The organism is Rhodococcus sp. B10, from assembly GCF_011770055.1.
Lineage (GTDB): Bacteria > Actinomycetota > Actinomycetes > Mycobacteriales > Mycobacteriaceae > Rhodococcoides > Rhodococcoides kyotonensis_B.
On the sequence record NZ_JAAFYV010000011.1, the window covers coordinates 92,137 to 114,115 of the forward strand.

A 21,979-nucleotide genomic window follows, 5' to 3' on the forward strand; every position below is an offset into this window, starting at 1 on the left:
GGAGTTATCGGCGTGTAACGACCGACCTGCCTTTTGTGAACAATCCCGATACATCCCCTCGCTCGCTGCGACAAGTCACCACGACCGGCATATCGTGAAGGCAACGCGGGGGAGAATGCGCGAGGGATTGTGTGAACCGCACACTGACTGTGGCTTTCTGCACGGTAGCGATCGCGCTCGGTGCCGGCATCGCGACGGCACAGCCCGTCGTGCCGTCCGTTCCCGGCCCTGCGCAATCCAGTCATGCCGACGCGATCCGTTACTCGGAAGCGCATCCGAACTCGACACCACCCGGCGTCAACGACACCTCGTGCGTGCCGTCGCCGAACCATCCGAACCCCGTGATCCTGGTGCACGGCACCGATGCGACGGCGTATGCCGACTGGGCGGGCCTCGGTCCGGTCCTGCAGACACAGGAGTACTGCGCGTATGCACTGAACTACGGCGCGTCGCCTGACGGAACGACTTACGGATACAGCGACATTCGCGACAGCGCAGCCGAACTGAAGGACTTCACCGAACGCGTTCTCGCGCGAACCGGCGCCGAGAAGGTGGACATCGTCGGATACTCGCAAGGCGCCGCGGTGTCACGGTATTACACCAACGAGTTGGGCGGGGCGGCCGTCGTCGACGAATGGATCGGTATCGCGTCACCGACCTACGGCGGAAACGCGTACGGCTTTTCCCCTGTCGTGCAATCCATTCCGGGTGGAACCACAGCGGTGTCGAGTGAATTCGGGCCCGCGCTCGTGCAACTGCTTCAGGGATCGGAATTTCTGAACCAGTTGAACGCACACGGTGACACCGTGCCCGGCGTCCACTACACGTCCATCGCGACCCGCGTCGACGAGACGATCCAGCCCTACACCAACGCGCTGTTCCACGACCCGGACGTGACGAACATCGTGGTGCAGGACGTATGCCCGATCAACAACGTCGCGCACTTCACGATCACCTACGATCCGACGACGCTGGGACTCGTTCTCGCAGCGCTCGATCCGAGCGCGGGAATCGTCCCCTACTGCGGTCCGGTTCCTCTCGGTGCAGGCATTCTCGACGTCGTCGTCGCGAGCAACTGACTCCGACGCGTCAGCCAGTCGACCGCGAATGCGGTGATCTCCCGCGCGTCGACGAGCACGCTGTCCGCGTCGCCGATCGTGCCTCGACGGCCGGAACCGGTCGCGAGGAAATCCTCGACGACGGACGCGAAGTAGTCGTCGTCCAGGCCGTCGACGATCGGTCTCGACGTGTCGAACTCCTCCACCCACCGCCAGACCGTGCTGCCGTCGTCACCCCGTAGCGGGTATTCGATGCGCACGCGACGTTTGTCCGGTATGTCGGCGGTGGCCTCCGCATGATGCAACACCGTCATCGTGTCGAGAGGCGCCCCGACCATCAGCACCATGCCACCCGACGCGACGATCCGTGCCAACGGTGTCGAGGCGCCGTAGCCGTCGTCCATCGGGTGATCACGTGTCAGTTCGTCGGCGCGACAACCCAACGCGGACATGGCAGCTCCCGGGTTGGCGCTGGTGTGCACACCGGGCCTGGAACGAATGGTCGACGCCAGGATGCCGTGGTCGCGAGCGGGCCGGGACGTCGCGGGGTCGTACGGAGGGACGTGCGCGCGCAGCGGCTCCTGCACACTGCCGTCGTCGTTCCAGATGTCGACACCGACGCCCCAATCCTGGTACGACACAACCGTTCCCGACGGCCCGACGACGTCGAGCACGGCGTCGACGAGCGCATCGGGGCCTCCGAGAACCGGACCGACTCGGCTGAACGCCGCGTGCATCATGACGATGTTCCCGTCGCCGAGACCCAGTGCTGCCGCGTCGGCCGCCAGGCTCGCCCGTGTATGCGGGCTCACTGGATCGAGCCGTCCATGCACAGCTGATAAGCACGTAACCCGATGAACAACTCCGACGCGTGGACCGGGTCGAGGAAGTCCCGCCCCGTCAACTCCTGTATCCGCCGCAAGCGGTACAGCACGGTGTTGCGGTGATAGTGCAGCCGTTCGGCTGCGTCGGTGGTCGACCCCTCGGAGCGGAACCACGCGTCCAACGTGGCCAGCAGGCTCGACCTCTCGGCGTCGGGGAGATCGAGGAGTTTACCGAGGATCTGCCGTCCTGCGGTGCGTCCGGAATCGGGGTTTCCGGCGAGCAGCAGCGGGACCGGAACCGAGTCGAACCGCGTCGACGCGGAATCGTCCACGCGTGCACACGCCCGGGCGAGCCTTGCCTGCTCGACCGCGGCAGGCGTACCGGACGGAGACGAGAACAGTGAGCTGACGCCGATGTTGCCGCTGCCGGCAGGAATGGCGTCGACGACGGCGTCGAGAAGGGCATCGGAACCGGCGAACAACAGTCCGAGCACGCCGTCGACCTCGCTGTCCCAGATCGCATCGACCCCGCGAGTAGCGATGTCGGCGCAGGACGCCTCGGCCGACACGACGACGAAACTGCCACGCTCGGGGATACGGAACGTGCGCAGTGCGTCGGAGACGGCGGCCGGATTCGATCCGTGACCGGCGAACACCGCGCGGACGAGCCGTCGTCGCACATCGGCGTCCTGCTCGGCCCTGGCCTCGGTGCTCAGTCGATAGGCGTCCGCCGCTGCATCGGAGTAGACGTCCACGAGGGCCCACACCTGGGCAGCGATGTCGAGCAGCGCCCGTGGTCGGTCCGCCTCCGAACGCTCCATGAGTTCTTCCCAGATGAGGCGTCCGCCCAATCGAAACGCATGGAGCAGAGCGGCCAGCGGAACGCCCTGTTCGGCCTTCAAGCGACCCGCTGCTCGCGCGGAGTCCAAGTCGATCGGTCGTATGCCCGCGAGGTTCGAGATCAGCGCCGTGACGTTCGCGAAACAAGCCTCGCGAAGTTGCTCCCGCGTCAACGACGTGGACTCGACATACCCGTGCTCGGCGTCGAGGATGCGTCGAACTAGCTCGTCGGTGAGGCTGTCCACCGCATCCATCAGCGGCGCCGCCAGCTCGTAGGACGCGGTGGCGGCCGGTGCAGTCGTCATGATTCGATGCTAGATCACCCGGTGTTAGCCAGGCCACAGTTTCTTTGTGCGACGGCACAAGAAGTCGACAGCGTCCGCCCATAGCGTCCGCGTTCGGTTGCGATGACAATCACAGCGAAGGACCGATGCCGAGCGAGACGGGGGCTGCCCGAAGTGACCGAACGATCCACAACCCATCTGCACGTCGATCGGAACGCGGAGATCGAGGCACGCCATGCCGTCGACACGGCCCTCGCAGAGCTCGGCGAGGGCGAGAAGACATGGGCGTCGCTGTCGCTGTCGAAGCGCGCGGATCTTCTCGGTCGCGTCCGTGACCTCACTGTCGAGCACGGCAACGAATGGGTCGACGCCGCCCGCGTGATCAAGGGCCTGAGCGAGTCGTCGCCGCTGCTCGGTGAGGAGTGGATGTCGGGGCCCTACGCGTTCGCCGGCGGAGCGAGCACGCTCATCCACACGTTGACTGCGCTGGACTCCGGCAACAGCCCGCTCGCGTCGGTCGAGTTCGGTTCGGCCCCGGGCGACCGCACGACCGTTCAGGTCCTACCGATGACCATGTACGATTCGTTGCTGCTCAGCGGTTTTCGCGCCGACGTCTGGCTGAAACCCGGCATCGATGCAGCGACTGCGACCCGCAGCGCCGGGCTGGCCCAACGTGAGCCGACGCGGACCGGCGGCATCGGCGCCGTCCTCGGTGCAGGCAACATCACGTCGATCGCACCGCTGGACACGTTCTACGAGCTGTTCGCGCACAACCGCGTCGTCGCATTGAAGCTCAACCCCATCACCGATCCGATGCTGCCCGTCCTGACGACGGTGTTGGCGCCGCTGATCGAGGTCGGCGCGGTCCGCATTCTGACCGGCGGCCCGGAAGTCGGAACGTACCTCGTGCAGCATCCGTCGGTGGCGCACGTGCACATGACCGGTAGTTCGATCACGCACGACGCCATCGTGTTCGGTCCAGGTGAGACCGGCGCCGAACGAAAAGCAGCCAACGACCCGATCCTGACGAAACCCATGACGAGCGAACTCGGTGGCGTGTCACCGACCATCGTGCTTCCCGGCAAGTGGAGCCGCGCGGACATCGAGTTCCAGGCCGAACACATCGCCACACAACGACTGCACAACAACGGCTACAACTGCGTCGCAGCGCAGGCGGTGATCATCTCGTCGGCATGGGACCAGCGCGACGAATTCCTCGCCGCCCTGCGTGACGCCCTCGACCGCGCGCCCGGTCGCCGCGCCTACTACCCCGGCAGCGACGCGCGGGTGACCGGCGCGCTCGACAGCTATCCCCGGTCGGAACGGTTGAGCAACGGACGCGTGCTGATCGGCGACATCGATCCGGGCGACGAAACGGCCCTGCTGACCACCGAGTACTTCGCACCGGTCCTCGGTGTCGTCGAACTACCCTGCACCGGAAACTCATTCGCCGAGAAGGCAGTGCAGACCGCGAACGACGACTTCGTCGGAACGCTCGGGATCAACATCATCGCGCATCCCTCGACGATCGCCGAGATGGGCGATCGCTTCGAATCCCTTCTCGCCGAACTGCGCTATGGAACGGTTGCCGTCAATACGTGGACGGGCCTCGGATTCCTCTCCGCCGCAGCCACGTGGGGCGCATTTCCCGGACACACCATCGACGACGTCCAGAGTGGAATCGGCATCGTGCACAACGCTTTGCTGATCGACGGCGCAGAACGGACGGTGGTGCGCGGCCCGTTCCGGCCGGCGCCGCGCTCGCTGCTGGCCCGGGAATGGGCGCTCACCCCCAAACCTCCGTGGTTCCTTTCCAACCGAACGGCCGCCACGACAGGTAGGTTGCTGACAGCATTCGCCGGTAAGCCGTCGTGGGCGAAACTTCCCGCGATCTTCGCCTCGGCGTTGCGCGGATAAGGGGGAAACATGGACCACCCATCGATCGCCGACTACGTCGTCGTCGGCGCAGGATCCTCGGGGGCTGTGCTGGCGAACCGGCTGAGCGCCGACCCACGCAACAGCGTCGTCCTCCTCGAAGCGGGGCCGGAGGACAAGAACAAGTTCGCGCACATTCCGGCGGCGTTCTCGAAACTGTTCCGGAGCGACGTCGACTGGGACTACGACTCCGAGCCCCAGCCCGAACTGAAGGGCCGCAGCATCTTCTGGCCGCGAGGCAAGATGCTCGGCGGGTCGTCGTCGATGAACGCCATGATGTGGGTGCGCGGATTCGCGGCCGACTACGACGAATGGGCGTCACTGGCCGATTCGTCGTGGTCGTTCGACAAGATCGTCCCCTACTTCCGCAAGATAGAAAGCATCGAGAACGCAACAGCTCTCGACGCCGGCAACTCCGGCCCGTTGATCGTGTCGAACCAACGCAGCCCGCGTGCACTGACGTCGTCGTTCCTCGAGGCCGTGCGCGAAGCCGGCTACCCCGTCGAACCCGCGAATCTGCCGGAGCCGAAAGGCTTTTCGCAGACCATGGTCACGCAGAAGCGTGGGGCGCGGTGGAGCACGGCGGACGCGTACCTGAAGCCGATCCGCAAGCGCTCCAACCTGACCGTTCTCACCGAGTCGCAGGCGCAGCGAGTGGTGTTCGACGGGACCGCGGCGGTAGGCGTCGAATACGTCTCGGGTGGTGTCGTCCGTACCGTGCGTGCCGCGCGCGAAGTCGTTCTCGCCGGCGGGGCGGTCAATTCACCGCAGCTTCTCATGCTGTCCGGCATCGGAGACAAGGCACAGCTCGACGCACACGGCATCGAGGTCCTGCACCATTCGCCTCACGTCGGCAAGAACCTCACCGACCACCTCGCCGCGTTGATCGGCTGGAGCGTCGAGAAGGATTCGCTGTTCTTCGCCGAGAAGATCCCCGAACTGGTCAACTACCTCGTCCGACGACGCGGAATGCTCACGTCCAACGTGGCCGAGGCGTACGGGTTCATCAGGAGTCGTGACAGCGTCTCGCTGCCCGACGTCGAGCTGATCTACGCGCCCGCGCCGTTCTTCGACGAAGGCCTCATCGCGCCCGACGCGCATGCGGCCGTCATCGGGTCCGTCCTGCTCCGGCCCGAAAGCCGCGGCGAGATCACGTTGCGCTCCGCCGACCCGCTCGCCAAGCCCATCATCGAACCCCGCTACCTCAGCGATCCCGACGGGGTGGACCGGCAGGCGATGATCGAGGGACTGCGCGTGTGTACGCAGATCGCGTCGCAGCCGGCGCTCAAGGGGTTGCTCGGCGACATCGTGCGGCCGAGGGTCGGTGCCGACGCCTCCGCCGACGACCTCCTCACCGAGGCGCTCGAACAGAACGCGCACACGCTGTACCACCCCGTCAGCACCTGCCGCATGGGTAGCGACGCGTCGAGCGTCGTCACGCCGGACCTGCGGGTGCGCGGTGTCGACAAGCTGCGCGTCGCGGACGCGTCGATCATGCCGACGATCATCCGCGGGCACACCCACGCGCCGAGTGTCGTGATCGGCGAGAAGGCCGCGGATCTGATTCTGGGCTGAGCGCCCAGGCGAAATTCAAACATCACGGTACGGTAACGAATCGTACCGTGATGTGTCACGGGCCGTAACGATCGTGCTGAACGAGTGACCCTGCCCCCTTGCCGATGTAGCGTCGAATATGCCACCGCCACAACATGTATGGCGGCGTCGCTGGAAGACGAACGAGCGCCGGGTGAACCGGCCATCGACTTTCGACCCATCCGGATTCGAGGCTGCGGCGAATCCCCCACAACGCTCGGGTAAGACGAGCCAACGCAAGGGAGAAAAATCATCATGATCTCGATCCGTAAAGTCATGGCCGCCACCGCAATCGGTGCGATGACGCTCGTACCGCTCGCGGCGTGCTCCAGCGACGATTCGTCCAGCTCCAGCTCCAGCGACACCACGTCGGCAGCAGCCACCTCGGCCGAAGCTACCCCGGAGCCTGTTGCCGAGGTCGACGACCTGTCCAACGGCGTCAGCACCGCGGTGGCCCTCGACCCCGGATTCACCGGCGCGCTCACGACCCTGGGCCTCACCCCAGGAACCATCGGAACCGCCACTCTCGCAGACGGTTCCATCTCCTTCCCGATCACCGGCGGCGAGGTCAAGTACTGGGAGCCGGGCACCGTCGACCCGTACGTGCAGGGCGAGATCATGCACGACGGCAGCGGACTCTCGCTGACCGCAGGTGACACCGTCGTCGAGCTGACGGACTTCGACATCGATCCGGGAACGTCTCTGCTGACCGGCACGGTCACGGTGAACGGCGACGTCGCCGCAGAAGATGCCGTCATCTTCGATCTCGACGGCCGCACCCTGAACCCGCTGGCCACCGGCCCCGACAACACCGCGATCCTGCAGGGCACCCAGGTCAAGATCTCGGAGACCGCAGCCGGCCTGCTGAACGATACGTTCAAGACCGACGCCGTCACCCCGGGCCTGCTCGTGGGCGTCGCAACCATCACCATCGCCACTGCGTAAAACACCGATGGGTTTTCGCAGCCCGCTCCGCGGACCGTGGTTCACCTCGGTTCTCGGAGCGGTTCTGCTCGTCGGCCTGCCGATCGTCATCGTCACCGGGCTGCTGTCCTACATCGCGTATGGACCGCAGTTCGGGCAGGCGATGCCCGGCGACGTCGGCTGGCTGCGGTTGCCGCAGTTCGATTGGCCCACCGATCCCGTCTGGCTGTATCGCCTCACGCAAGGCTTGCACGTCGGACTCGGACTGGTGCTCGTTCCGATCGTGTTGGCCAAACTGTGGTCGGTCATTCCGAAGCTCTTCACGACACCACCCGTACGGTCGATTGCCCAAGCGCTCGAACGTCTTTCGCTCCTCGCGCTCGTCGGGGGCATCCTGTTCGAGATCGTCACCGGTGTTCTGAACATCCAGTACGACTACATCTTCGGCTTCAGCTTCTACACGGCCCACTACTGGGGCGCGTGGATCTTCATCGCCGGATTCGTCAGTCACGCGATTCTCAAGACACCGTTGATGATTCGTACGCTCCGCGGACGCTCGCTGATGCAGACTCTTCGTGACGGGCAGGAGCACGGCGACTCCGATCTGATCGCCGCCGACCCGTCGGAGCCCACTATCAGCCGACGCGGTGCGCTTGCCCTCGTCGGTGGCGGTGCGGCATTCGTCGCAGTACTCACCGTCGGGCAGACGACGGGCGGATTCCTTCGAAACGCAGCGATTCTCCTTCCCCGTGGCCGTTCCTACGGCGACGGACCCAACGACTTCCAGGTCAACCGGACCGCCGCTGCTGCCCGGATTCCCGAAGACCATGCGGGGTGGACTCTCACCCTGACAGGAGGGACGTCGCCGGTGACCTTCACGCGCGAAGCGTTGCTGACGATGCCTCAACACACTGCCCGGTTGCCTATCGCCTGCGTCGAGGGCTGGTCGACGGTACAGACATGGACGGGAGTGCGGCTACGCGACCTGGCCGCCGCTGCCGGAACACCCGAACCGGGATCCGCGCAGGTCACGTCACTCGAGAAGGACGGGCCGTTCCGTCAGGCGATGCTGCAGTCCAATCAGGTGCTGCACCCGGACTCGCTGCTGGCGCTGCGAGTCAATGGAGTCGACCTGTCGCCGGACCACGGTTACCCGGCTCGCATCATCGTCCCGGCCATGCCCGGGGTGCACAACACCAAATGGGTCGAGACCATCGAATTCAGGACTGTCTCGTGAGGTACTTCGTCCGCTTCTACGGGGCGCACCCATTGCATGTGCTGGCAATGGGTTTCGCCTTCGCCCTCATGGGCTATGTGGTCTGGATGGCAGGCATACAGACATTCTGGAATCGTGATGTCTGGTGGCAGTCCATCGCAGTGTGGTTCGCAGGGGCCGTCGTCGTGCACGATCTGGTGCTGTTCCCGCTCTACGCAGTCGTCGACCGGTCTCTCTCGAGCGGTATCGCCGCTGTCCGCGGCCGCGCCCCTCACGTCCGCTGGCGTGTATCGCCGCTCAACTACATACGAATCCCGTTGATGGGGACGGCATTGACATTCGTGCTGTTCCTGCCCGGGATCATCTCGCAGGGCTCGCAAACCTATGTCGCCGCAACGGGTCTGACTAAGGACCCGTTCCTCGGACGGTGGCTCGCGCTCACCGCAGCATTGTTCGGGATCAGCGCCATCACCTATGCACTTCGCACCGCACTCACCAGGAGGCCTGCATGACTGTCACAGCCGACGAGCTGTTTCGACGGGCCTCTTCGGGCCTTCCCTGTTGGATGGGAGATTCCGACGGCACACGCGTCTCGTTGCCGATCGCTCGATGGATGGGTGGCGACGCGTCGACGGCCGAAGACCGTATCGCCGACAATCGCATGATCGGCCATTGCAGCGGTCCCACACTCGATCTCGGCTGCGGGCCCGGCCGTCTCACCGAAGGTCTTGCGCGACGCGGCATCTCGGCTCTGGGCGTCGACACCTCCCGTGAGGCCGTTCAGTTGACCGTCGGGCGTGGAGGCCGTGCGGTGCTGCGAGATCTGTTCGAACCCCTACCGAACGCCGGCGAGTGGGCCTGCGTCCTGCTGGCGGACGGAAACATCGGCATCGGCGGAGATCCGGTCCGGCTGTTGCGTCGTGCCGCCGAACTGATCCGCCCCGATGGCACGATCATCGCCGAGGTCGATCCCCCGGGCGACGGCGCCGTACGTCGACGGACCGTGCGGTGGGAGACCGACACGATGGTCGGCGACTGGTTTGCGTGGGCCAGCGTCAGCGCCGACGCGACGGCCGATCTGGCACGCTCGGCCGGCTTACGCGTCGTCGACATCGGGCAGATTCACGGGCGATACGTCGCGCGCATCAGTGCGCCTTCGGCACCCGTGCGCGGATAGTCGGTGCCTGGGCCAACTATGCACGCACGGGCGGCGCAGCCGCACTACCAGTTCGTGAACAGCAGATGATTGATCAGCAGCGCTGCCAATACCTGCAGGGCGAGCCAGAACTTGTGCGTCCGCGCGGGAAGTACCGCGGGGGCCAACAACATCCACATCGCGAACGGCAGCCAGATGCGTTCGGTCTCGGCCTTGCTGAGTTGACTCAGGTCGGCCATGACGACGGCGGCGAGCCCCGCGAGCACGAGCAGATTCACCGGATGCAGCCTCGTGAAGATGCGCGGCAGTGCGGCCGGTACGGCAACACCCAACGCGCAGAACAGCGCTGCGAAGTTGGCCCAGCCCCAGTACGCGAACGGCCGGTCCGTGGCGATGCCCTGGTAGTAGCGTTCCTGGACCAGCTCGTACCCGTCGAACCACCAGAAGCCGTACGCCGTGAAGATCGCCGTGACGACCAGCGCACCGGCGACGGCGCCGATCAACGGCCACGCCGTGCGCGCCGCGATCAGCACCGCGATCGCAGGCAGCCCCATCAGCACGAGACCGTAGTTGAGGTAGATGCCGAACCCGAGCAGCACACCGGCCGCGATGGACGCCGGCCACCGGTGATGCTTCGTCGAAACGGCCAGCAGCGCAATGCCCCACGCGACGACACCCGTGTAGAACGCGTCGGCGGACACGGCAATCCAGATCGCGGCAGGTGCGATCGCGACGAACGGCGCTGCCCGACGCGCCATCGTCTCGTCACCGAGAGCCCGCAGCGCCACCATGACCGCCATCGCCGCGCTGGTTCCGACGACAACGCACAGCCCTGCGGCCCACGCGCCGCCGCTCAGCCCGAGACGGTCGAGCCACACGAACGTCAGCAACGCACCCGGCGGGTGGCCGGAGACGTGCGTCGTCCACGAGTCGGGTTGGTAGTCGAGGATGCGTTCGGAGAAGCCGCGCAACGTCTCCGGGATGTCGGTGATGCCGGGGACCTCGTGCAGATACTCGTCGGTCGACGCGAGCCGGTCGACGAATCCCCGTCGCCACCCGTCGATCATCGCGAGCGACATGGTCCACGCACCCGACGCGGCCCACGTCGACAGCAGGAGCCGTCGCCACGGCAGCCGTCGAGCGATCTCGGGACCCCACAGCACGGCGGCGACACCGAGCAGGATCGCGAACGGTGTGCCCCAGCCGAAGTGGATCTCACGGAACCCGAAAAGCGGTGCTGCGTCGGCGAAATCGCGGACCTGCTGCGGAGTTCTGTTGATGATCGGCGTGACGAGCTCGTTGCCCAGGTAGGGGACGACGAACGCCACCGCGACGAGTGCAACGGCAAGAACGGCCGCGACGGATTCTCTCCAATACCGGATGATGTTCACCTAACGTTCGTGCGAGTCACTCGTTGCGCTCAGCATAGAAGAGGATGGAAGAGGGAACCATGACAACCAGTCTCCGCCCCGATGTAGCCGTCATCGGCGGTAGCGGCTTCTACTCGTTCTTCGACGACGACGCCGAGTCCGTCGTGGTCGACACCCCGTACGGGGCTACGAGTGGGCCCATCACCGTGGGCGATGTCGACGGGCGCAGCGTTGCGTTCCTGCCTCGACACGGCGCGAAGCACGAGTACTCCCCGCACACTCTTCCGTACCGGGCGAACATGTGGGCGCTGCGGTCGCTCGGCGTACAGCGCGTCTTCGCCCCGTGTGCCGTCGGCAGTCTGGTGGCCCGGTACGGGCCGGGAACCTTCGTCGTACCCGACCAGCTCGTCGACCGTACGTCCGGGCGCGCGCAGACGTACTTCGACGAGGGTGGGGTGCACGTCGAGTTCGCCGATCCGTACTGCGGGGATCTGCGTGCTGCGGCACTGCAGGACGGAGTCGTCGACGGCGGCACGATGGTGGTCGTCGAAGGACCGCGGTTCTCGACGCGGGCCGAGAGTCAGTGGTTCGCGCAGCAGGGTTGGACGCTGGTCAACATGACGGGCCACCCGGAAGCAGTCCTCGCCCGGGAACTCGAGCTCTGCTACGCGCCGATCGCCCTCGTCACCGATCTCGATGCAGGAATCGAAGCGGGACAGGGCGTTCGCGCGGTCGACGTGTTCGCCGAATTCGCGCGAAACATCGCGCCGTTGAAGACGTTGGTGCGCGGCGCCATCGGCGCAGCTCCGACCGGCCCGTGTTCGTCCTGCCGAATCCACGACGGCGCCGACCTCCCGATCGAGTTGCCATGACACGCGTATTGCTCACCGGTGCAGCCGGTTTCATAGGCGGCCACATTCTCGAGGCGCTGCGTCCCCAGCACGACGTAGTGGCCGTCGACGCGTATCTGGCGTCGGCTCACGGTGATTCGGGGCGCTCCGACGGCATTGCCGCAGTCGACGTGCGGGACCGAGAGGCGTTGGCGGCCTCACTGAAAGGCGTCGACGTCGTCTGTCATCAGGCTGCCGTCGTCGGCGCCGGTGTGAATGCCGGTGACGCCCCGGCATACGCAAGCCACAACGACTTCGGCACCGCCGTGTTGCTCGCGGCGATGGCCGACGCCGGCTGCACGCGGCTGGTGTTGGCGTCGTCGATGGTCGTCTACGGCGAGGGACGGTATCGGACCGCGGACGGCAGGATCGTCGTTCCTGGCCCGCGGACCCGCGCAGATCTGGATTCGGGCCGCTTCGATAACACCGACCCGGACACCGGCGACGTGCTGGTGTGGACTCCAGTACCCGAGGACGCGCCGCTGCAACCTCGAAGCACCTATGCCGCAAGCAAGCTCGCCCAGGAGAACTACGCACTCGCCTGGTCGCTCGCGACGGGCGGATCCGTGACAGCGCTGCGCTACCACAATGTCTACGGTCCGCACATGCCGCGGAACACGCCGTATTCCGGTGTCGCAGCGATGTTTCGGTCGTCGCTCGAGGCCGGTCGCGCGCCGCAGGTATACGAAGACGGGGCGCAGGCCCGCGATTTCGTCCATGTCCACGACATCGCGTCGGCCAATGTTCTGTCGATCGACGCCGCGTTGCCGGGGTTCACGGCGCTGAACGTGTCGTCCGGACAGCCGATCACCATCGGCGAGGTCGCCACCGCACTGTCCGACGCGTGCAACGGCCCAGCCCCCGAGGTGACGGGCCAGTATCGATCGGGCGACGTCCGGCACATCGTCGCGAGCCCGGAGCGGGCGCGACAGCTGATCGGGTTCGAGGCAACCGTAGGGCCACAGGACGGACTGCGCGAGTTCGCAACAGCTCCCCTGCGCGACGCCCAGAGCACAGGAGCGCCGAGTGTCTGACGTGACCGTGATCATCCCGTGTATGAACGAGTCCGGTTCTCTCCCCGGCGTTCTCGCGCGCGTCCCGATCGGGTACCGCGTCGTCGTGGTCGACAACAACTCGACCGACGGTACCGCCGACGTCGCTCGCGCGCACGGGGCGTCGGTCGTCCACGAGACCCGGCCCGGGTACGGGTCGGCCGTGCACGCCGGGGTTCTGGCCGCCGAGACCGACATCGTGTGCGTTCTCGACGGCGACGGCTCGATGGATCCCGCCGAGCTACCGATGCTCGTCGCGGAGTTGGACCGCGCCGACCTCGTGGTGGGGCGCCGCAGATCGAGACACTCGCCGATACATGCACGCGTCGGCAATTACGTTCTGGCCCTGCGTCTTCGCACGAAATACGGCCTACCCGTGCACGATCTCGGTGCGATCCGCGCGGTGCGTCGCGCAGCGCTCCTCGACCTGAACGTCACCGATCGCCGCTCCGGCTACCCGCTGCAATTGCTGGTGCTCGCGTCGAAGGCGGGATGGCGCGTCGTCGAACGAGACGTCACCTACAGCCCACGCACCGCGGGCGCATCGAAGGTGTCCGGTTCGATCAAGGGCACCGTCGTCGCGGTGCGCGATTTCTGGAAGGTGCTGTCGGAGTGAACGTCACCGCGCTCGTCGTCGCCAAGGCCCCGGTCCCCGGTCTCGCCAAGACGCGGCTGGCCGCCACCGTCGGTGCCGACGCGGCCGCCGACATCGCCGCCGCCGCGCTGCTCGACACGCTCGACGCGGTCGCGGACGCCGACTTCGCGACCCGCGTCGTCGCACTGACAGGCGACCTCGACGCCGCCGCCCGAGGGACCGAGATCGCCGCCAGGTTGGCGTCGTACACCGTGGTTCGACAGCGCGGCGACGGATTCGCCGAGCGACTCGTGAATGCACACATGGACGCCTTCCACGGGCTACCTGTGTTCCAGATCGGCATGGACACGCCTCAGGTGACGCCCGAGCTGCTGAACGTGTCGGCGTCGCGGTTGACCGACGGGCAATCAGTGCTGGGCATGGCCGAGGACGGCGGGTGGTGGGCGCTGGGAATCCCCGACCCGTCGTTGGCGCGGGCGCTGCTCGACGTGCCGATGTCCACGCCCGAGACGGGTGCCGAGACGCTGGCGGCCCTGACGGCCCGGGGCGCGGAGGTCACGATGCTCGACGTGCTGCGGGACGTGGATCATGCGTCCGATCTGGCGATCGTCGCGGCGGATTGTCCGCCGGGTGGGCGCTTCGCCCTCGTGAGTGCGATTGTATAGAGGGCTGTACATTACTGCTCACGGGCGCCGATGGCGTAGGATAGGGAAGTATGGGGAATGACTTCTACACCGCCGAGCAGGTCGCCGAGCTTCTCGGCCTGCACGTGCGGACCGTACGCAACTACATCCAGGACGGCCGGCTGCCCGCGGTGCGGATCGGCAAGCAGTACCGCATCACGCCTGCCGGACTCGCGTCGCTCACCGGAGGCGACGCTCCCGCCGATCGTCCCGACGTGCACGTCACCAGCATCGTCACCGTCGACACGATCGACCGGCAGACCGCGTCGCGCCTGGCCACGTCGCTTCAGGCTTCCGCCATGGGCCGCGGCAACGCCGGAACACGCCTGCGGATCGACACCGCGTACGACGACACCGCGTCGACCTGCAAGATCGTCGTGATCGGCGACGCCCTCGACACCGCGGAAGTGCTGCGTCTCGTCGACGCCTTCGTCGAGGGGACGCGATGACCATCCTGTTCGTCGACGCCGAAGGACCGAAGCTCGGTTCGGAATCCGATGCCGTCGACCTGGTCGGTGACGCATTCGGACTTGAAGCAACAATGATCGCCATTCCTGCCGAACGATTTCGTCCCGAATTCTTCGAGCTCCGAACTCGGCTGATGGGGGAATTCACGCAGAAATTGGTGAACTATCGAATTCGGCTGGCCATCGTGGGTGACATCAGCAGATTCACGCAGGTCAGCGAGTCGCTGCGCGCATTCGTCGCCGAGTCCAATCGTGGCCGACACATCTGGTTCGTTGCCGACCGAAGATCTCTACAAGATCGCATCGCAACAATCGACTAGCTGGTTTCTACGGTTTTTCTCAGAGGCGAGTGCTAGAAACATCATGTGGTCGGGTTACTCATCGGCATTGCGATCTGGTTGGCGTTGGCATTGATTGTCGCCGTCGTACTGGGCCGTGTCGCGAAGCGAGCCGACAACGAAGAACTCGGCTCGACGCTGAACTGGAACACCTCGGAGATCGACGACAGCGTGCATCACGACTGAGCGCTAATCGGCCCGTTCCACTATTCCGTTCAGGATGTCCGCAGCGGTGGCCAGCGTGTCACGCTGCTCGTCCGTCAACTCGGCCAACTGCTCCGCGAGAACTCTCTCGCGTGACGCGACATCCTGCGACGCCACTCGACGGCCCTCGTCGGTGAGCGTCAGCAGCACCTGGCGACCGTCCGTCGGGTGCGGAACACGCTCGATCAAGCCCATCTCGAGCAGCGCGGACGACGACCGTGAGATCGACGGTGGCTTGATCCGCTCTCGCACGGCGAGCTCACCCGTCGTCGTCGGCCCCTCGCGAAACAGCGTCGCCAGAATCGACAGATGTGCGACGGGAATCTTGTCGCTGGAATGCCGCAACCTGAGCTGCCGGTTCAGACGCATGGCCATGACCGACAGATCCCTCGCGAGGTGCGGGTCGGTGCTCACACGATCAGGTTAGCGCGGCGAATCAGTGCAGTTCGAGAACCGATTTCCCGTTTCTGTCGGTTTCTTGGGCTAAACTACCGGGCGCTCGTTCGAAACAGGGTGGTAGCCGGGGGGCTTGGTGAAACGATCTCTTGCCGTAGGTATTGCTGTGCTCGTGATGTCGCTGGTCGCTGCAGGACCGGCTGGCGCGAACCCCAATGCCGTCAATCCGATTCCGGGTCTCAACGGGGTGTTCGGCCTCCCGCCCCTGACGGGACGCACTGTCGCGGTCGCACAGGCGACAGGCCTCGCCAGCGCCAACATGACCCAGAACTACAACATGCTCGGCACCGACCTCGGCATCATGTGGGACAACAGCAACGGCGAAATCCTCACCGCCTTCGGAGACACCGCCGGACTCGGCCTGCCCAATCTGTTGCAGGGCAGCGTCTGGTCCTGGAAGAGCAACTCGCTCGTGCGCAGCCGCGACGGCAATCTCGCCGACGGCATGAACTTCGACAGCATCGTTCGCGACCCACTGGGCCAGGCCAAGGAACTCGTTCCCAGCCCGAAGATCCCGTTCGTCGAGATCAGCCGCATTCCGACGGCCGGGGTCGCCCTCGGCCCCAACCAGTTCATGAGCTTGATGTCGGTCAAGAACTGGGGCCAGCCCGGCAAGTGGGAGACCAACTACTCCGGCCTCGCCGTTTCGGGCGACAACGGCGAGAACTGGGCGGTCGTCCCCGAGACGCAGCGCAACTGCGACGGCGGGAACCGCAACTTCCAGCAGAACGCGTTCTTGAAGGACGGCGGTTTCGTGTACGTCTACGGAACCCCTCCGGGACGAGGCAACTTCGGTCACGTCGCACGGGTGCCCGAGAAGGACATCCTGAATCTCGGCGAGTACGAGTACTGGAACGGCAGCGAGTGGAAGAAGAACGATCCGGCAGCGGCTGTCCCGATCGTCGACAACGTCGGGGAGCTGTCCGTCGCGTACAACGAATACCTGGGCCAGTACCTGATGCTCACCACCGACCCCTTCAACTCCATCGTGATGCGGCGCGCCTCGTCCCCCGCCGGTCCGTGGAGTCCGCCCGAGGTCGTCGTCGACACGCGACAACTCCCGAGTGCATACGCGCCGTTCATTCACCCATGGTCGTCGGGCCGGGATCTCTACTTCCTCGCCACCGTGCATCAGAACTACAACGTCCTGCTGCTGCGTACGACGCTGTAGGACAGCCCGTTTCAGCCGGGCTGCTGGCTGCGGTGTCACGCCGATAGGCTCGTGACATGGACGCCGCAGACTGGGACCGCAAGTATTCGAGCCGGGATCTGGTCTACGGAGCGCCGCCCAATCAGACGCTCGTCGAGATCGCCACGTCGCTGCCGCGCGGTCGTGCGCTGGATCTGGCGTCGGGCGAGGGGCGCAACGCGCTCTGGCTCGCGACGCGCGGCTGGGAAGTGACGGCCGTCGACTTCTCTGCGGTCGGACTGACGAAGGGGTACGAGATCGCGTCGCGGTCGCCGAAGTCGGTCCGCGACCGGCTGACGTGGGTTCATGCGGACGTGACACAGATCGCTCCCGAACCGACGTATGACTTGGTTCTCGTGCTGTATCTACATCTGCCCCACGAGCAACGACGCAAAGCAATCCACAACGCGCTCGACGCGTTGAAACCTGACGGAATCCTCATGATTCTCGGGCATCATTCCGACAACATCTCCGCTGGGGTGGGCGGACCCCAGAATCCCGAACTACTCTATACGGCAGAGGAATTGGCGATCGATGTCGGGGATCGAGCCGTCGTTTCTCGATGCGACAGAAGGCTCAGAACAACCGACAGTGGTACCGCCATCGATGCTTTGCTACTCGCCGGTAAGTCCGGTCTTGGCAGCCGGAACGAACGGGGGTAACATGCCTCTATGTTACCGACGAGTAGCTAACTTGGGCGGTACTCACGAGACCGCACCACCGACTGGAGAGCGACGCAATGGGCCATTACAAGAGCAACCTTCGGGATCTCGAGTTCAACCTCTTCGAGCTGTTCGGGCTCGACGAGTCCCTCTCGGGTGACAACTTCGGCGACCTCGACGGCGAGGCGGCCCGCGACATGCTTCGCGAGGTAGTACGCCTGTCCGAGGGCCCGCTGGCCGAGTCCTTCGCGGACGCGGACCGCAACCCACCCGTGTTCGACCCCGAGACCCACACCCTGAAGCTGCCCGACTCGTTCAAGAAGTCGTTCAAGGCGCTCTACGACGGTGAATGGTGGCGCGTCGGCCTCGACGAGGAGATCGGCGGCATCGCTGCACCTCGCAACCTGGGCTGGGCCATCAACGAGATGCTCCTCGGTTCTCAGCCCGCTGCATTCATGTACTCCGCCGGACCTTCCTTCGCCAACGTGCTGTTCCACAACGGAACCGACGAGCAGAAGGAATGGGCCAAGGTCATCGCAGAGCGCCAGTGGGGCGCCACGATGGTTCTCACCGAGCCGGACGCCGGATCCGACGTCGGCGCAGGCCGCACCAAGGCGATCAAGCAGGAAGACGGCTCCTGGCACATCGAGGGCGTCAAGCGCTTCATCACCTCGGCCGTCTCCGACGACCTGTTCGAGAACATCTTCCACCTCGTGCTGGCCCGCCCCGAGGGCGCAGGACCCGGCACCAAGGGGCTCAGCCTCTTCTTCGTCCCGAACACGCACTTCGACTTCGAGAAGGGCGAGCTGGGCGAGCGCAACGGCGTCTTCGTCACCGGCGTCGAGCACAAGATGGGCCTGAAGGCGTCGGCCACGTGTGAACTGACGTTCGGCGGCCACGGCATTCCCGCACAGGGATGGCTCGTCGGCGAGGTCCACAAGGGCATCGCGCAGATGTTCGACGTCATCGAGCACGCACGAATGATGGTCGGCACCAAGGCAATTGCGACGCTGTCCACCGGCTACCTCAACGCACTCGACTACGCCAAGGAGCGTGTCCAGGGCGCCGACCTGACGCAGATGACGGACAAGTCCGCGCCGCGCGTCACCATCACGCACCACCCCGACGTTCGACGCAGCCTGATGACGCAGAAGGCGTACGCCGAGGGCCTCCGCGCGGTCTACCTGTTCACGGCCGCCCACCAGGATCCGATCACCGCGAAGCAGGTATCCGGCGCCGACGAGGACCTCGCCTTCCGCGTCAACGACCTGCTGCTACCCATCGTCAAGGGTGTCGGTTCGGAGATCGCGTACCACCAGCTGGCCGAGTCGCTGCAGACTCTCGGTGGATCCGGCTTCCTGCAGGACTACCCCATCGAGCAGTACATCCGTGACTCGAAGATCGACTCGCTGTACGAGGGCACCACGGCCATCCAGGCGCAGGACTTCTTCTTCCGCAAGATCGCCCGCGACCGTGGCGTAGCGTTGGCTCACGTTGCAGGACAGATCAAGTCGTTCATCGACAGCGAAGCGGGCAACGGCCGTCTCAAGGCAGAGCGCGCACTGCTGAACACCGCGCTCGAAGACGTGCAGGCCATCGTCACCTCGATGACCCAGCAGCTCATGGGCGCTCAGGAACACCCGACCGAGCTGTACAAGGTCGGACTCGCATCCGTGCGCTTCCTCATGGCCTTCGGTGACCTGCTCATCGGCTGGCTGCTGCAGCGTCAGGCCGAGATCGCCATCACGGCACTCGACAACGGTGCCGAGGGCGCAGACAAGGCCTTCTACGAGGGCAAGGTCGCTGTGGCATCGTTCTTCGCCAAGAACGTGCTCCCGCAGCTCACGGCAACTCGCACCATCCTGACGAACCTCGACCTCGACGTCATGGAGCTCGACGAAGCCGCGTTCTGATCTTCGGCTTCTCGACGGCCGCACCCGACTTCGGGTGCGGGCCGTTGGTGTTTCGGGGTTTTGCGCGCAGACGCTCACCATTTCGCTGGATGCACGCGTAATCGTTGGCCATTTGCCGTGCACCTGGCAAAACGGTGAGCCACTAACGAAGCTTTCCCGGCCGCACGCTGGCCGTCGGCTTCGGGGAGTTCTCGGCCCTCACGATCGCTCGACGGATTCGGTCCACTACGACGTCGAACGTGAAGATCTCGCTCCACGTCCACCTGACGACCTGCAGTCCGGTGTCGCGGATCGAGTCCTCTCGTTTCTTCTCCTCGAAGACAGCGTCCCCGGGATCCTGCCCAGGGCGAAGGAATTTCCCGTACTTCACCTTGCCGTCGCACTCACCCATGACCGCAGGCGTCACACCGAAATCACTTCGGCCGAGGAACCTGCCCCTCGGATCGCGAACCTCAACCTGTAGCTCGACGTCCCGAAAACCGTGCTGATGCAGCCGAATTCGACTCAACGACTCGGCGACGCTTTCGCTCCGCGCGTCCACCATGTCCGCGACACGCCGGGCAGAGGCGATGCCCTGCCATCGACGTGCACGTTCCAATTCCTCTGCGACTTCGTCGAGCGATGCGCCGTGCCTCATCGCGACATCACCGAGCACCACCGCGGTATCCAGTGACATGGTCCGAGCGATGTCGACGAGTGTGCGTGCGAGTGTCGTGGTTCGAAAGCCGTCGACGATCACAACTTCGCCGAGGGGCGAACAGTGCGTCACCACCCCTTTCGATGTCCGGCCACCACCACGCCGATCACGTGTCACGTGGACCCGTGACAAATCGACCCCGTAGAGGGGAAGTCCATGAAGTATCGCAGCCGATTCATGACTCACCACTGCCTTGTCCGACAACGTGGGCAGGACCGCGTCGATGAGTAGTCGATGCGTGGACCTGGCGTCGAGAGCGTCCGAGTGGTCTGCACCGATGTAGTTGCCGTGGTGCAGCGTCCTCCAGCCGCCGCTCGTGCGCAGCGCGCGAATTTCGTGGTCGGCCAGGCCCATCGACAACGCGTCGCGACGACTGAGCAGCCGGGTGGGATCGAGTTCCATGCCGCCAAGACTGCACGCTGCCAACGCTCCCGAACGGGCTCCGCCGCAATCTGTGCACAAGTTCAGGGCCTGTGGATGAATTCCGGCACGGACGTACCGTAAAGAGGTCCGTCGACACATGCTCACCAGTTCGCCAGACGCGCGCGTAATCGTTGGCCATTTGCCGTGCACCTGGCGAAACGGTGAGCGGCTTTCTCTCGATCAGCCGTACGAGGGCGTATGGACGCTACGCCTGCAGGCGGCGGAACTTGCTGCCGTGGAAGATGATCGGACTGATTTCGCTCTGCACCTCGAGCGAATGGATACGCAGCAGCACGATGACGTGGTCGCCGGCGGGAACCTGCTGGTCGATGCTGGTCTCCAGCCAGGCGGTGGCACCCTCGATGAACACTGCGCCCTGGTCGGTGGTCAACAGCTCGAGACCTGCGAACCGGTCACCGGTCTTCGCCGCGAGGGTGCGGGCGGCGTCGTTGTGCGCTTCCCCGAGGACGCTGACGCCGATGCTGCTCAGACCCTCGAGCTTCGGCCACGTCGTCGACGTGTTCTGGATGCAGACGGCGACGAGTGGAGGTTCGATCGACACCGCGACGAAGCTGCTCGCAGCAAGTCCGACCGGGGTCCCGTCGATCTCGGCGGCGATGGCGACGACACCACTGGGGAACTGAGCGTAGGCCTGACGGAGCGTCGTCTGGTCGAGGTCGGTGTGCGTGAGCGTCATGCCGATGCTCCCTTTCGTGCGTCTGCTGCGGCCGTGATGGTGGGTCCCCATCGCCGCGCATAGTCCACGATACGAGTATCTGTGGTGTAGCTGCTGTCCAACAGGTAGAGACCAGGTGCAGGGGTGATCGCACCGAGCTCGACGAGCACCGGCTTCAGCAGCAGATCGGGTGCCAACGCATGCGCGGGCCCTGCGCCCAGCATCAGCGGAACGGCGACGACGTCACGCAAACCCTCGTCGGTGGCGAACTGGTCCAGAAACAGTTTGAGAAGACCGGTGTACGTCGCCTTGAACGTCGGGCTCGCGAAAACCACGATGTCGCTGGACGCAACCGTGTCCACGGCTGCCTTCACCGCGTCGTCACCCCACCCGAGCAGGCCCGCGCCCAAGGTGACGACGTCGATCTCCTGGTCCGCCTGCCCACCGGTGAGCTGCGATGCGAGCAGTCCCGCCGCCTCGAGGGTTCGCGAACCCGGCTTCGGATTGCCTGCCACCACCGTGACTGTCATGCGC

At 65.3% G+C, this 21,979-nt stretch carries 24 protein-coding genes; 17 read left to right on the forward strand and 7 right to left on the reverse strand.

The window, feature by feature from the left end:
• The first annotated feature begins 131 nt into the window (after positions 1-131).
• Complete coding sequence (locus RhoFasB10_RS09775; protein ID WP_068422749.1) at positions 132-1,079, forward strand: alpha/beta fold hydrolase; 948 nt, start codon at positions 132-134, stop codon at positions 1,077-1,079.
• On the opposite strand, the gene aac(3) is transcribed toward RhoFasB10_RS09775, so the two are convergent.
• Positions 1,019-1,870, reverse strand: a complete 852-nt coding sequence (aac(3), locus tag RhoFasB10_RS09780; protein ID WP_068422746.1) for an aminoglycoside 3-N-acetyltransferase — start codon at positions 1,868-1,870, stop codon at positions 1,019-1,021. The genes RhoFasB10_RS09775 and aac(3) overlap by 61 nt on opposite strands.
• Positions 1,867-3,027, reverse strand: a complete 1,161-nt coding sequence (locus tag RhoFasB10_RS09785) for a PucR family transcriptional regulator (protein WP_167676220.1) — start codon at positions 3,025-3,027, stop codon at positions 1,867-1,869. Before RhoFasB10_RS09785 ends, aac(3) begins: the two co-directional genes overlap by 4 nt.
• A 201-nt stretch (positions 3,028-3,228) precedes the next feature.
• Here RhoFasB10_RS09785 and RhoFasB10_RS09790 point away from each other — a divergent pair, with 201 nt between their 5' ends.
• The 6 genes from RhoFasB10_RS09790 to RhoFasB10_RS09815 all read left to right on the forward strand — a co-directional run bounded on the left by RhoFasB10_RS09790 (position 3,229) and on the right by RhoFasB10_RS09815 (position 9,851).
• A complete protein-coding gene (locus RhoFasB10_RS09790; protein WP_254303437.1) occupies positions 3,229-4,923 on the forward strand; it encodes an aldehyde dehydrogenase family protein in 1,695 nt (564 codons plus the stop codon).
• Between the two features lie 9 nt (positions 4,924-4,932).
• A complete protein-coding gene (locus tag RhoFasB10_RS09795) occupies positions 4,933-6,516 on the forward strand; it encodes a GMC family oxidoreductase N-terminal domain-containing protein (RefSeq protein WP_068422740.1) in 1,584 nt (527 codons plus the stop codon).
• A gap of 273 nt (positions 6,517-6,789) precedes the next feature.
• The gene (locus RhoFasB10_RS09800; protein ID WP_068422737.1) at positions 6,790-7,479 is read left to right on the forward strand and encodes a hypothetical protein; all 690 of its coding nucleotides are present in this window, start codon (positions 6,790-6,792) and stop codon (positions 7,477-7,479) included.
• A 7-nt stretch (positions 7,480-7,486) separates the two neighbouring features.
• A complete protein-coding gene (locus RhoFasB10_RS09805) occupies positions 7,487-8,695 on the forward strand; it encodes a molybdopterin-dependent oxidoreductase (protein WP_068422734.1) in 1,209 nt (402 codons plus the stop codon).
• The gene (locus tag RhoFasB10_RS09810; protein WP_346764375.1) at positions 8,692-9,186 is read left to right on the forward strand and encodes a hypothetical protein; all 495 of its coding nucleotides are present in this window, start codon (positions 8,692-8,694) and stop codon (positions 9,184-9,186) included. The genes RhoFasB10_RS09805 and RhoFasB10_RS09810 overlap by 4 nt, the downstream gene beginning before the upstream one ends.
• Positions 9,183-9,851 (forward strand): methyltransferase domain-containing protein, encoded by a 669-nt coding sequence (locus RhoFasB10_RS09815; RefSeq protein WP_167676224.1) that lies wholly within the window; start codon positions 9,183-9,185, stop codon positions 9,849-9,851. The genes RhoFasB10_RS09810 and RhoFasB10_RS09815 overlap by 4 nt, the downstream gene beginning before the upstream one ends.
• 44 nt (positions 9,852-9,895) lie before the next feature.
• Here RhoFasB10_RS09815 and RhoFasB10_RS09820 read toward each other — a convergent pair whose 3' ends face one another.
• A complete protein-coding gene (locus RhoFasB10_RS09820; protein WP_167676248.1) occupies positions 9,896-11,215 on the reverse strand; it encodes a hypothetical protein in 1,320 nt (439 codons plus the stop codon).
• A gap of 65 nt (positions 11,216-11,280) precedes the next feature.
• Here RhoFasB10_RS09820 and RhoFasB10_RS09825 point away from each other — a divergent pair, with 65 nt between their 5' ends.
• From RhoFasB10_RS09825 to RhoFasB10_RS09855, 7 genes are read left to right on the forward strand one after another with little or no spacing between them, the layout of a single operon-like run.
• Complete coding sequence (locus tag RhoFasB10_RS09825; RefSeq protein WP_068422986.1) at positions 11,281-12,072, forward strand: S-methyl-5'-thioadenosine phosphorylase; 792 nt, start codon at positions 11,281-11,283, stop codon at positions 12,070-12,072.
• On the forward strand, positions 12,069-13,124 hold the full coding sequence (locus RhoFasB10_RS09830) for an NAD-dependent epimerase/dehydratase family protein (RefSeq protein ID WP_068422722.1): 1,056 nt from the start codon (positions 12,069-12,071) through the stop codon (positions 13,122-13,124). Before RhoFasB10_RS09825 ends, RhoFasB10_RS09830 begins: the two co-directional genes overlap by 4 nt.
• Entirely contained in the window at positions 13,117-13,758 is a 642-nt protein-coding gene (locus RhoFasB10_RS09835; protein ID WP_217266251.1) for a glycosyltransferase family 2 protein, read from the forward strand. Before RhoFasB10_RS09830 ends, RhoFasB10_RS09835 begins: the two co-directional genes overlap by 8 nt.
• Positions 13,755-14,402, forward strand: coding sequence for a DUF2064 domain-containing protein (locus tag RhoFasB10_RS09840; RefSeq protein ID WP_167676226.1), 648 nt, complete (start codon positions 13,755-13,757; stop codon positions 14,400-14,402). The genes RhoFasB10_RS09835 and RhoFasB10_RS09840 overlap by 4 nt, the downstream gene beginning before the upstream one ends.
• Positions 14,403-14,452: 50 nt before the next feature.
• A complete protein-coding gene (locus RhoFasB10_RS09845) occupies positions 14,453-14,869 on the forward strand; it encodes a helix-turn-helix domain-containing protein (RefSeq protein ID WP_068422716.1) in 417 nt (138 codons plus the stop codon).
• Complete coding sequence (locus tag RhoFasB10_RS09850) at positions 14,866-15,207, forward strand: DUF4180 domain-containing protein (RefSeq protein ID WP_068422714.1); 342 nt, start codon at positions 14,866-14,868, stop codon at positions 15,205-15,207. The genes RhoFasB10_RS09845 and RhoFasB10_RS09850 overlap by 4 nt, the downstream gene beginning before the upstream one ends.
• A 45-nt stretch (positions 15,208-15,252) precedes the next feature.
• Positions 15,253-15,411: a hypothetical protein gene (locus RhoFasB10_RS09855; protein ID WP_165839641.1), complete on the forward strand. Its 159-nt coding sequence runs from the start codon at positions 15,253-15,255 to the stop codon at positions 15,409-15,411.
• A 3-nt stretch (positions 15,412-15,414) separates the two neighbouring features.
• Here the strand turns inward: RhoFasB10_RS09855 and RhoFasB10_RS09860 are convergent, their stop codons facing one another.
• Entirely contained in the window at positions 15,415-15,843 is a 429-nt protein-coding gene (locus RhoFasB10_RS09860; protein ID WP_254303425.1) for a MarR family transcriptional regulator, read from the reverse strand.
• 157 nt (positions 15,844-16,000) lie between these two features.
• Between RhoFasB10_RS09860 and RhoFasB10_RS09865 the strand changes: the two genes are divergently transcribed.
• The 3 genes from RhoFasB10_RS09865 to RhoFasB10_RS09875 all read left to right on the forward strand — a co-directional run bounded on the left by RhoFasB10_RS09865 (position 16,001) and on the right by RhoFasB10_RS09875 (position 19,649).
• The gene (locus RhoFasB10_RS09865; protein WP_167676250.1) at positions 16,001-17,056 is read left to right on the forward strand and encodes a DUF4185 domain-containing protein; all 1,056 of its coding nucleotides are present in this window, start codon (positions 16,001-16,003) and stop codon (positions 17,054-17,056) included.
• Between the two features lie 56 nt (positions 17,057-17,112).
• Positions 17,113-17,736 carry a class I SAM-dependent methyltransferase gene (locus RhoFasB10_RS09870; protein WP_167676228.1) on the forward strand — a complete coding sequence of 208 codons (624 nt, stop codon included), beginning with the start codon at positions 17,113-17,115 and terminating at the stop codon, positions 17,734-17,736.
• A gap of 77 nt (positions 17,737-17,813) precedes the next feature.
• On the forward strand, positions 17,814-19,649 hold the full coding sequence (locus RhoFasB10_RS09875; protein ID WP_114332050.1) for an acyl-CoA dehydrogenase: 1,836 nt from the start codon (positions 17,814-17,816) through the stop codon (positions 19,647-19,649).
• A 142-nt stretch (positions 19,650-19,791) separates the two neighbouring features.
• Here the strand turns inward: RhoFasB10_RS09875 and RhoFasB10_RS09880 are convergent, their stop codons facing one another.
• The 3 genes from RhoFasB10_RS09880 to RhoFasB10_RS09890 all read right to left on the reverse strand — a co-directional run bounded on the left by RhoFasB10_RS09880 (position 19,792) and on the right by RhoFasB10_RS09890 (position 21,975).
• Positions 19,792-20,748, reverse strand: a complete 957-nt coding sequence (locus RhoFasB10_RS09880) for a hypothetical protein (RefSeq protein ID WP_068422703.1) — start codon at positions 20,746-20,748, stop codon at positions 19,792-19,794.
• Positions 20,749-20,974: 226 nt separating this feature from the next.
• Positions 20,975-21,466 carry a flavin reductase family protein gene (locus RhoFasB10_RS09885; protein ID WP_068422701.1) on the reverse strand — a complete coding sequence of 164 codons (492 nt, stop codon included), beginning with the start codon at positions 21,464-21,466 and terminating at the stop codon, positions 20,975-20,977.
• Entirely contained in the window at positions 21,463-21,975 is a 513-nt protein-coding gene (locus RhoFasB10_RS09890) for an NAD(P)H-dependent oxidoreductase (protein WP_167676230.1), read from the reverse strand. The genes RhoFasB10_RS09885 and RhoFasB10_RS09890 overlap by 4 nt, the downstream gene beginning before the upstream one ends.
• Between the last annotated feature and the right edge of the window lie 4 nt (positions 21,976-21,979).

Coding starts and splice junctions, on each gene's coding strand:
- RhoFasB10_RS09785 (WP_167676220.1), bottom strand. CDS start 3,027: ATGACGACTGCACCGGCCGCCACCGCGTCCTACGAGCTGGCGGCGCCG.
- RhoFasB10_RS09795 (WP_068422740.1), top strand. CDS start 4,933: ATGGACCACCCATCGATCGCCGACTACGTCGTCGTCGGCGCAGGATCC.
- RhoFasB10_RS09800 (WP_068422737.1), top strand. CDS start 6,790: ATGATCTCGATCCGTAAAGTCATGGCCGCCACCGCAATCGGTGCGATG.
- RhoFasB10_RS09805 (WP_068422734.1), top strand. CDS start 7,487: ATGGGTTTTCGCAGCCCGCTCCGCGGACCGTGGTTCACCTCGGTTCTC.
- RhoFasB10_RS09815 (WP_167676224.1), top strand. CDS start 9,183: ATGACTGTCACAGCCGACGAGCTGTTTCGACGGGCCTCTTCGGGCCTT.
- RhoFasB10_RS09825 (WP_068422986.1), top strand. CDS start 11,281: ATGACAACCAGTCTCCGCCCCGATGTAGCCGTCATCGGCGGTAGCGGC.
- RhoFasB10_RS09830 (WP_068422722.1), top strand. CDS start 12,069: ATGACACGCGTATTGCTCACCGGTGCAGCCGGTTTCATAGGCGGCCAC.
- RhoFasB10_RS09845 (WP_068422716.1), top strand. CDS start 14,453: ATGGGGAATGACTTCTACACCGCCGAGCAGGTCGCCGAGCTTCTCGGC.
- RhoFasB10_RS09850 (WP_068422714.1), top strand. CDS start 14,866: ATGACCATCCTGTTCGTCGACGCCGAAGGACCGAAGCTCGGTTCGGAA.
- RhoFasB10_RS09865 (WP_167676250.1), top strand. CDS start 16,001: ATGTCGCTGGTCGCTGCAGGACCGGCTGGCGCGAACCCCAATGCCGTC.
- RhoFasB10_RS09870 (WP_167676228.1), top strand. CDS start 17,113: ATGGACGCCGCAGACTGGGACCGCAAGTATTCGAGCCGGGATCTGGTC.
- RhoFasB10_RS09875 (WP_114332050.1), top strand. CDS start 17,814: ATGGGCCATTACAAGAGCAACCTTCGGGATCTCGAGTTCAACCTCTTC.
- RhoFasB10_RS09880 (WP_068422703.1), bottom strand. CDS start 20,748: ATGGAACTCGATCCCACCCGGCTGCTCAGTCGTCGCGACGCGTTGTCG.
- RhoFasB10_RS09885 (WP_068422701.1), bottom strand. CDS start 21,466: ATGACGCTCACGCACACCGACCTCGACCAGACGACGCTCCGTCAGGCC.
- RhoFasB10_RS09890 (WP_167676230.1), bottom strand. CDS start 21,975: ATGACAGTCACGGTGGTGGCAGGCAATCCGAAGCCGGGTTCGCGAACC.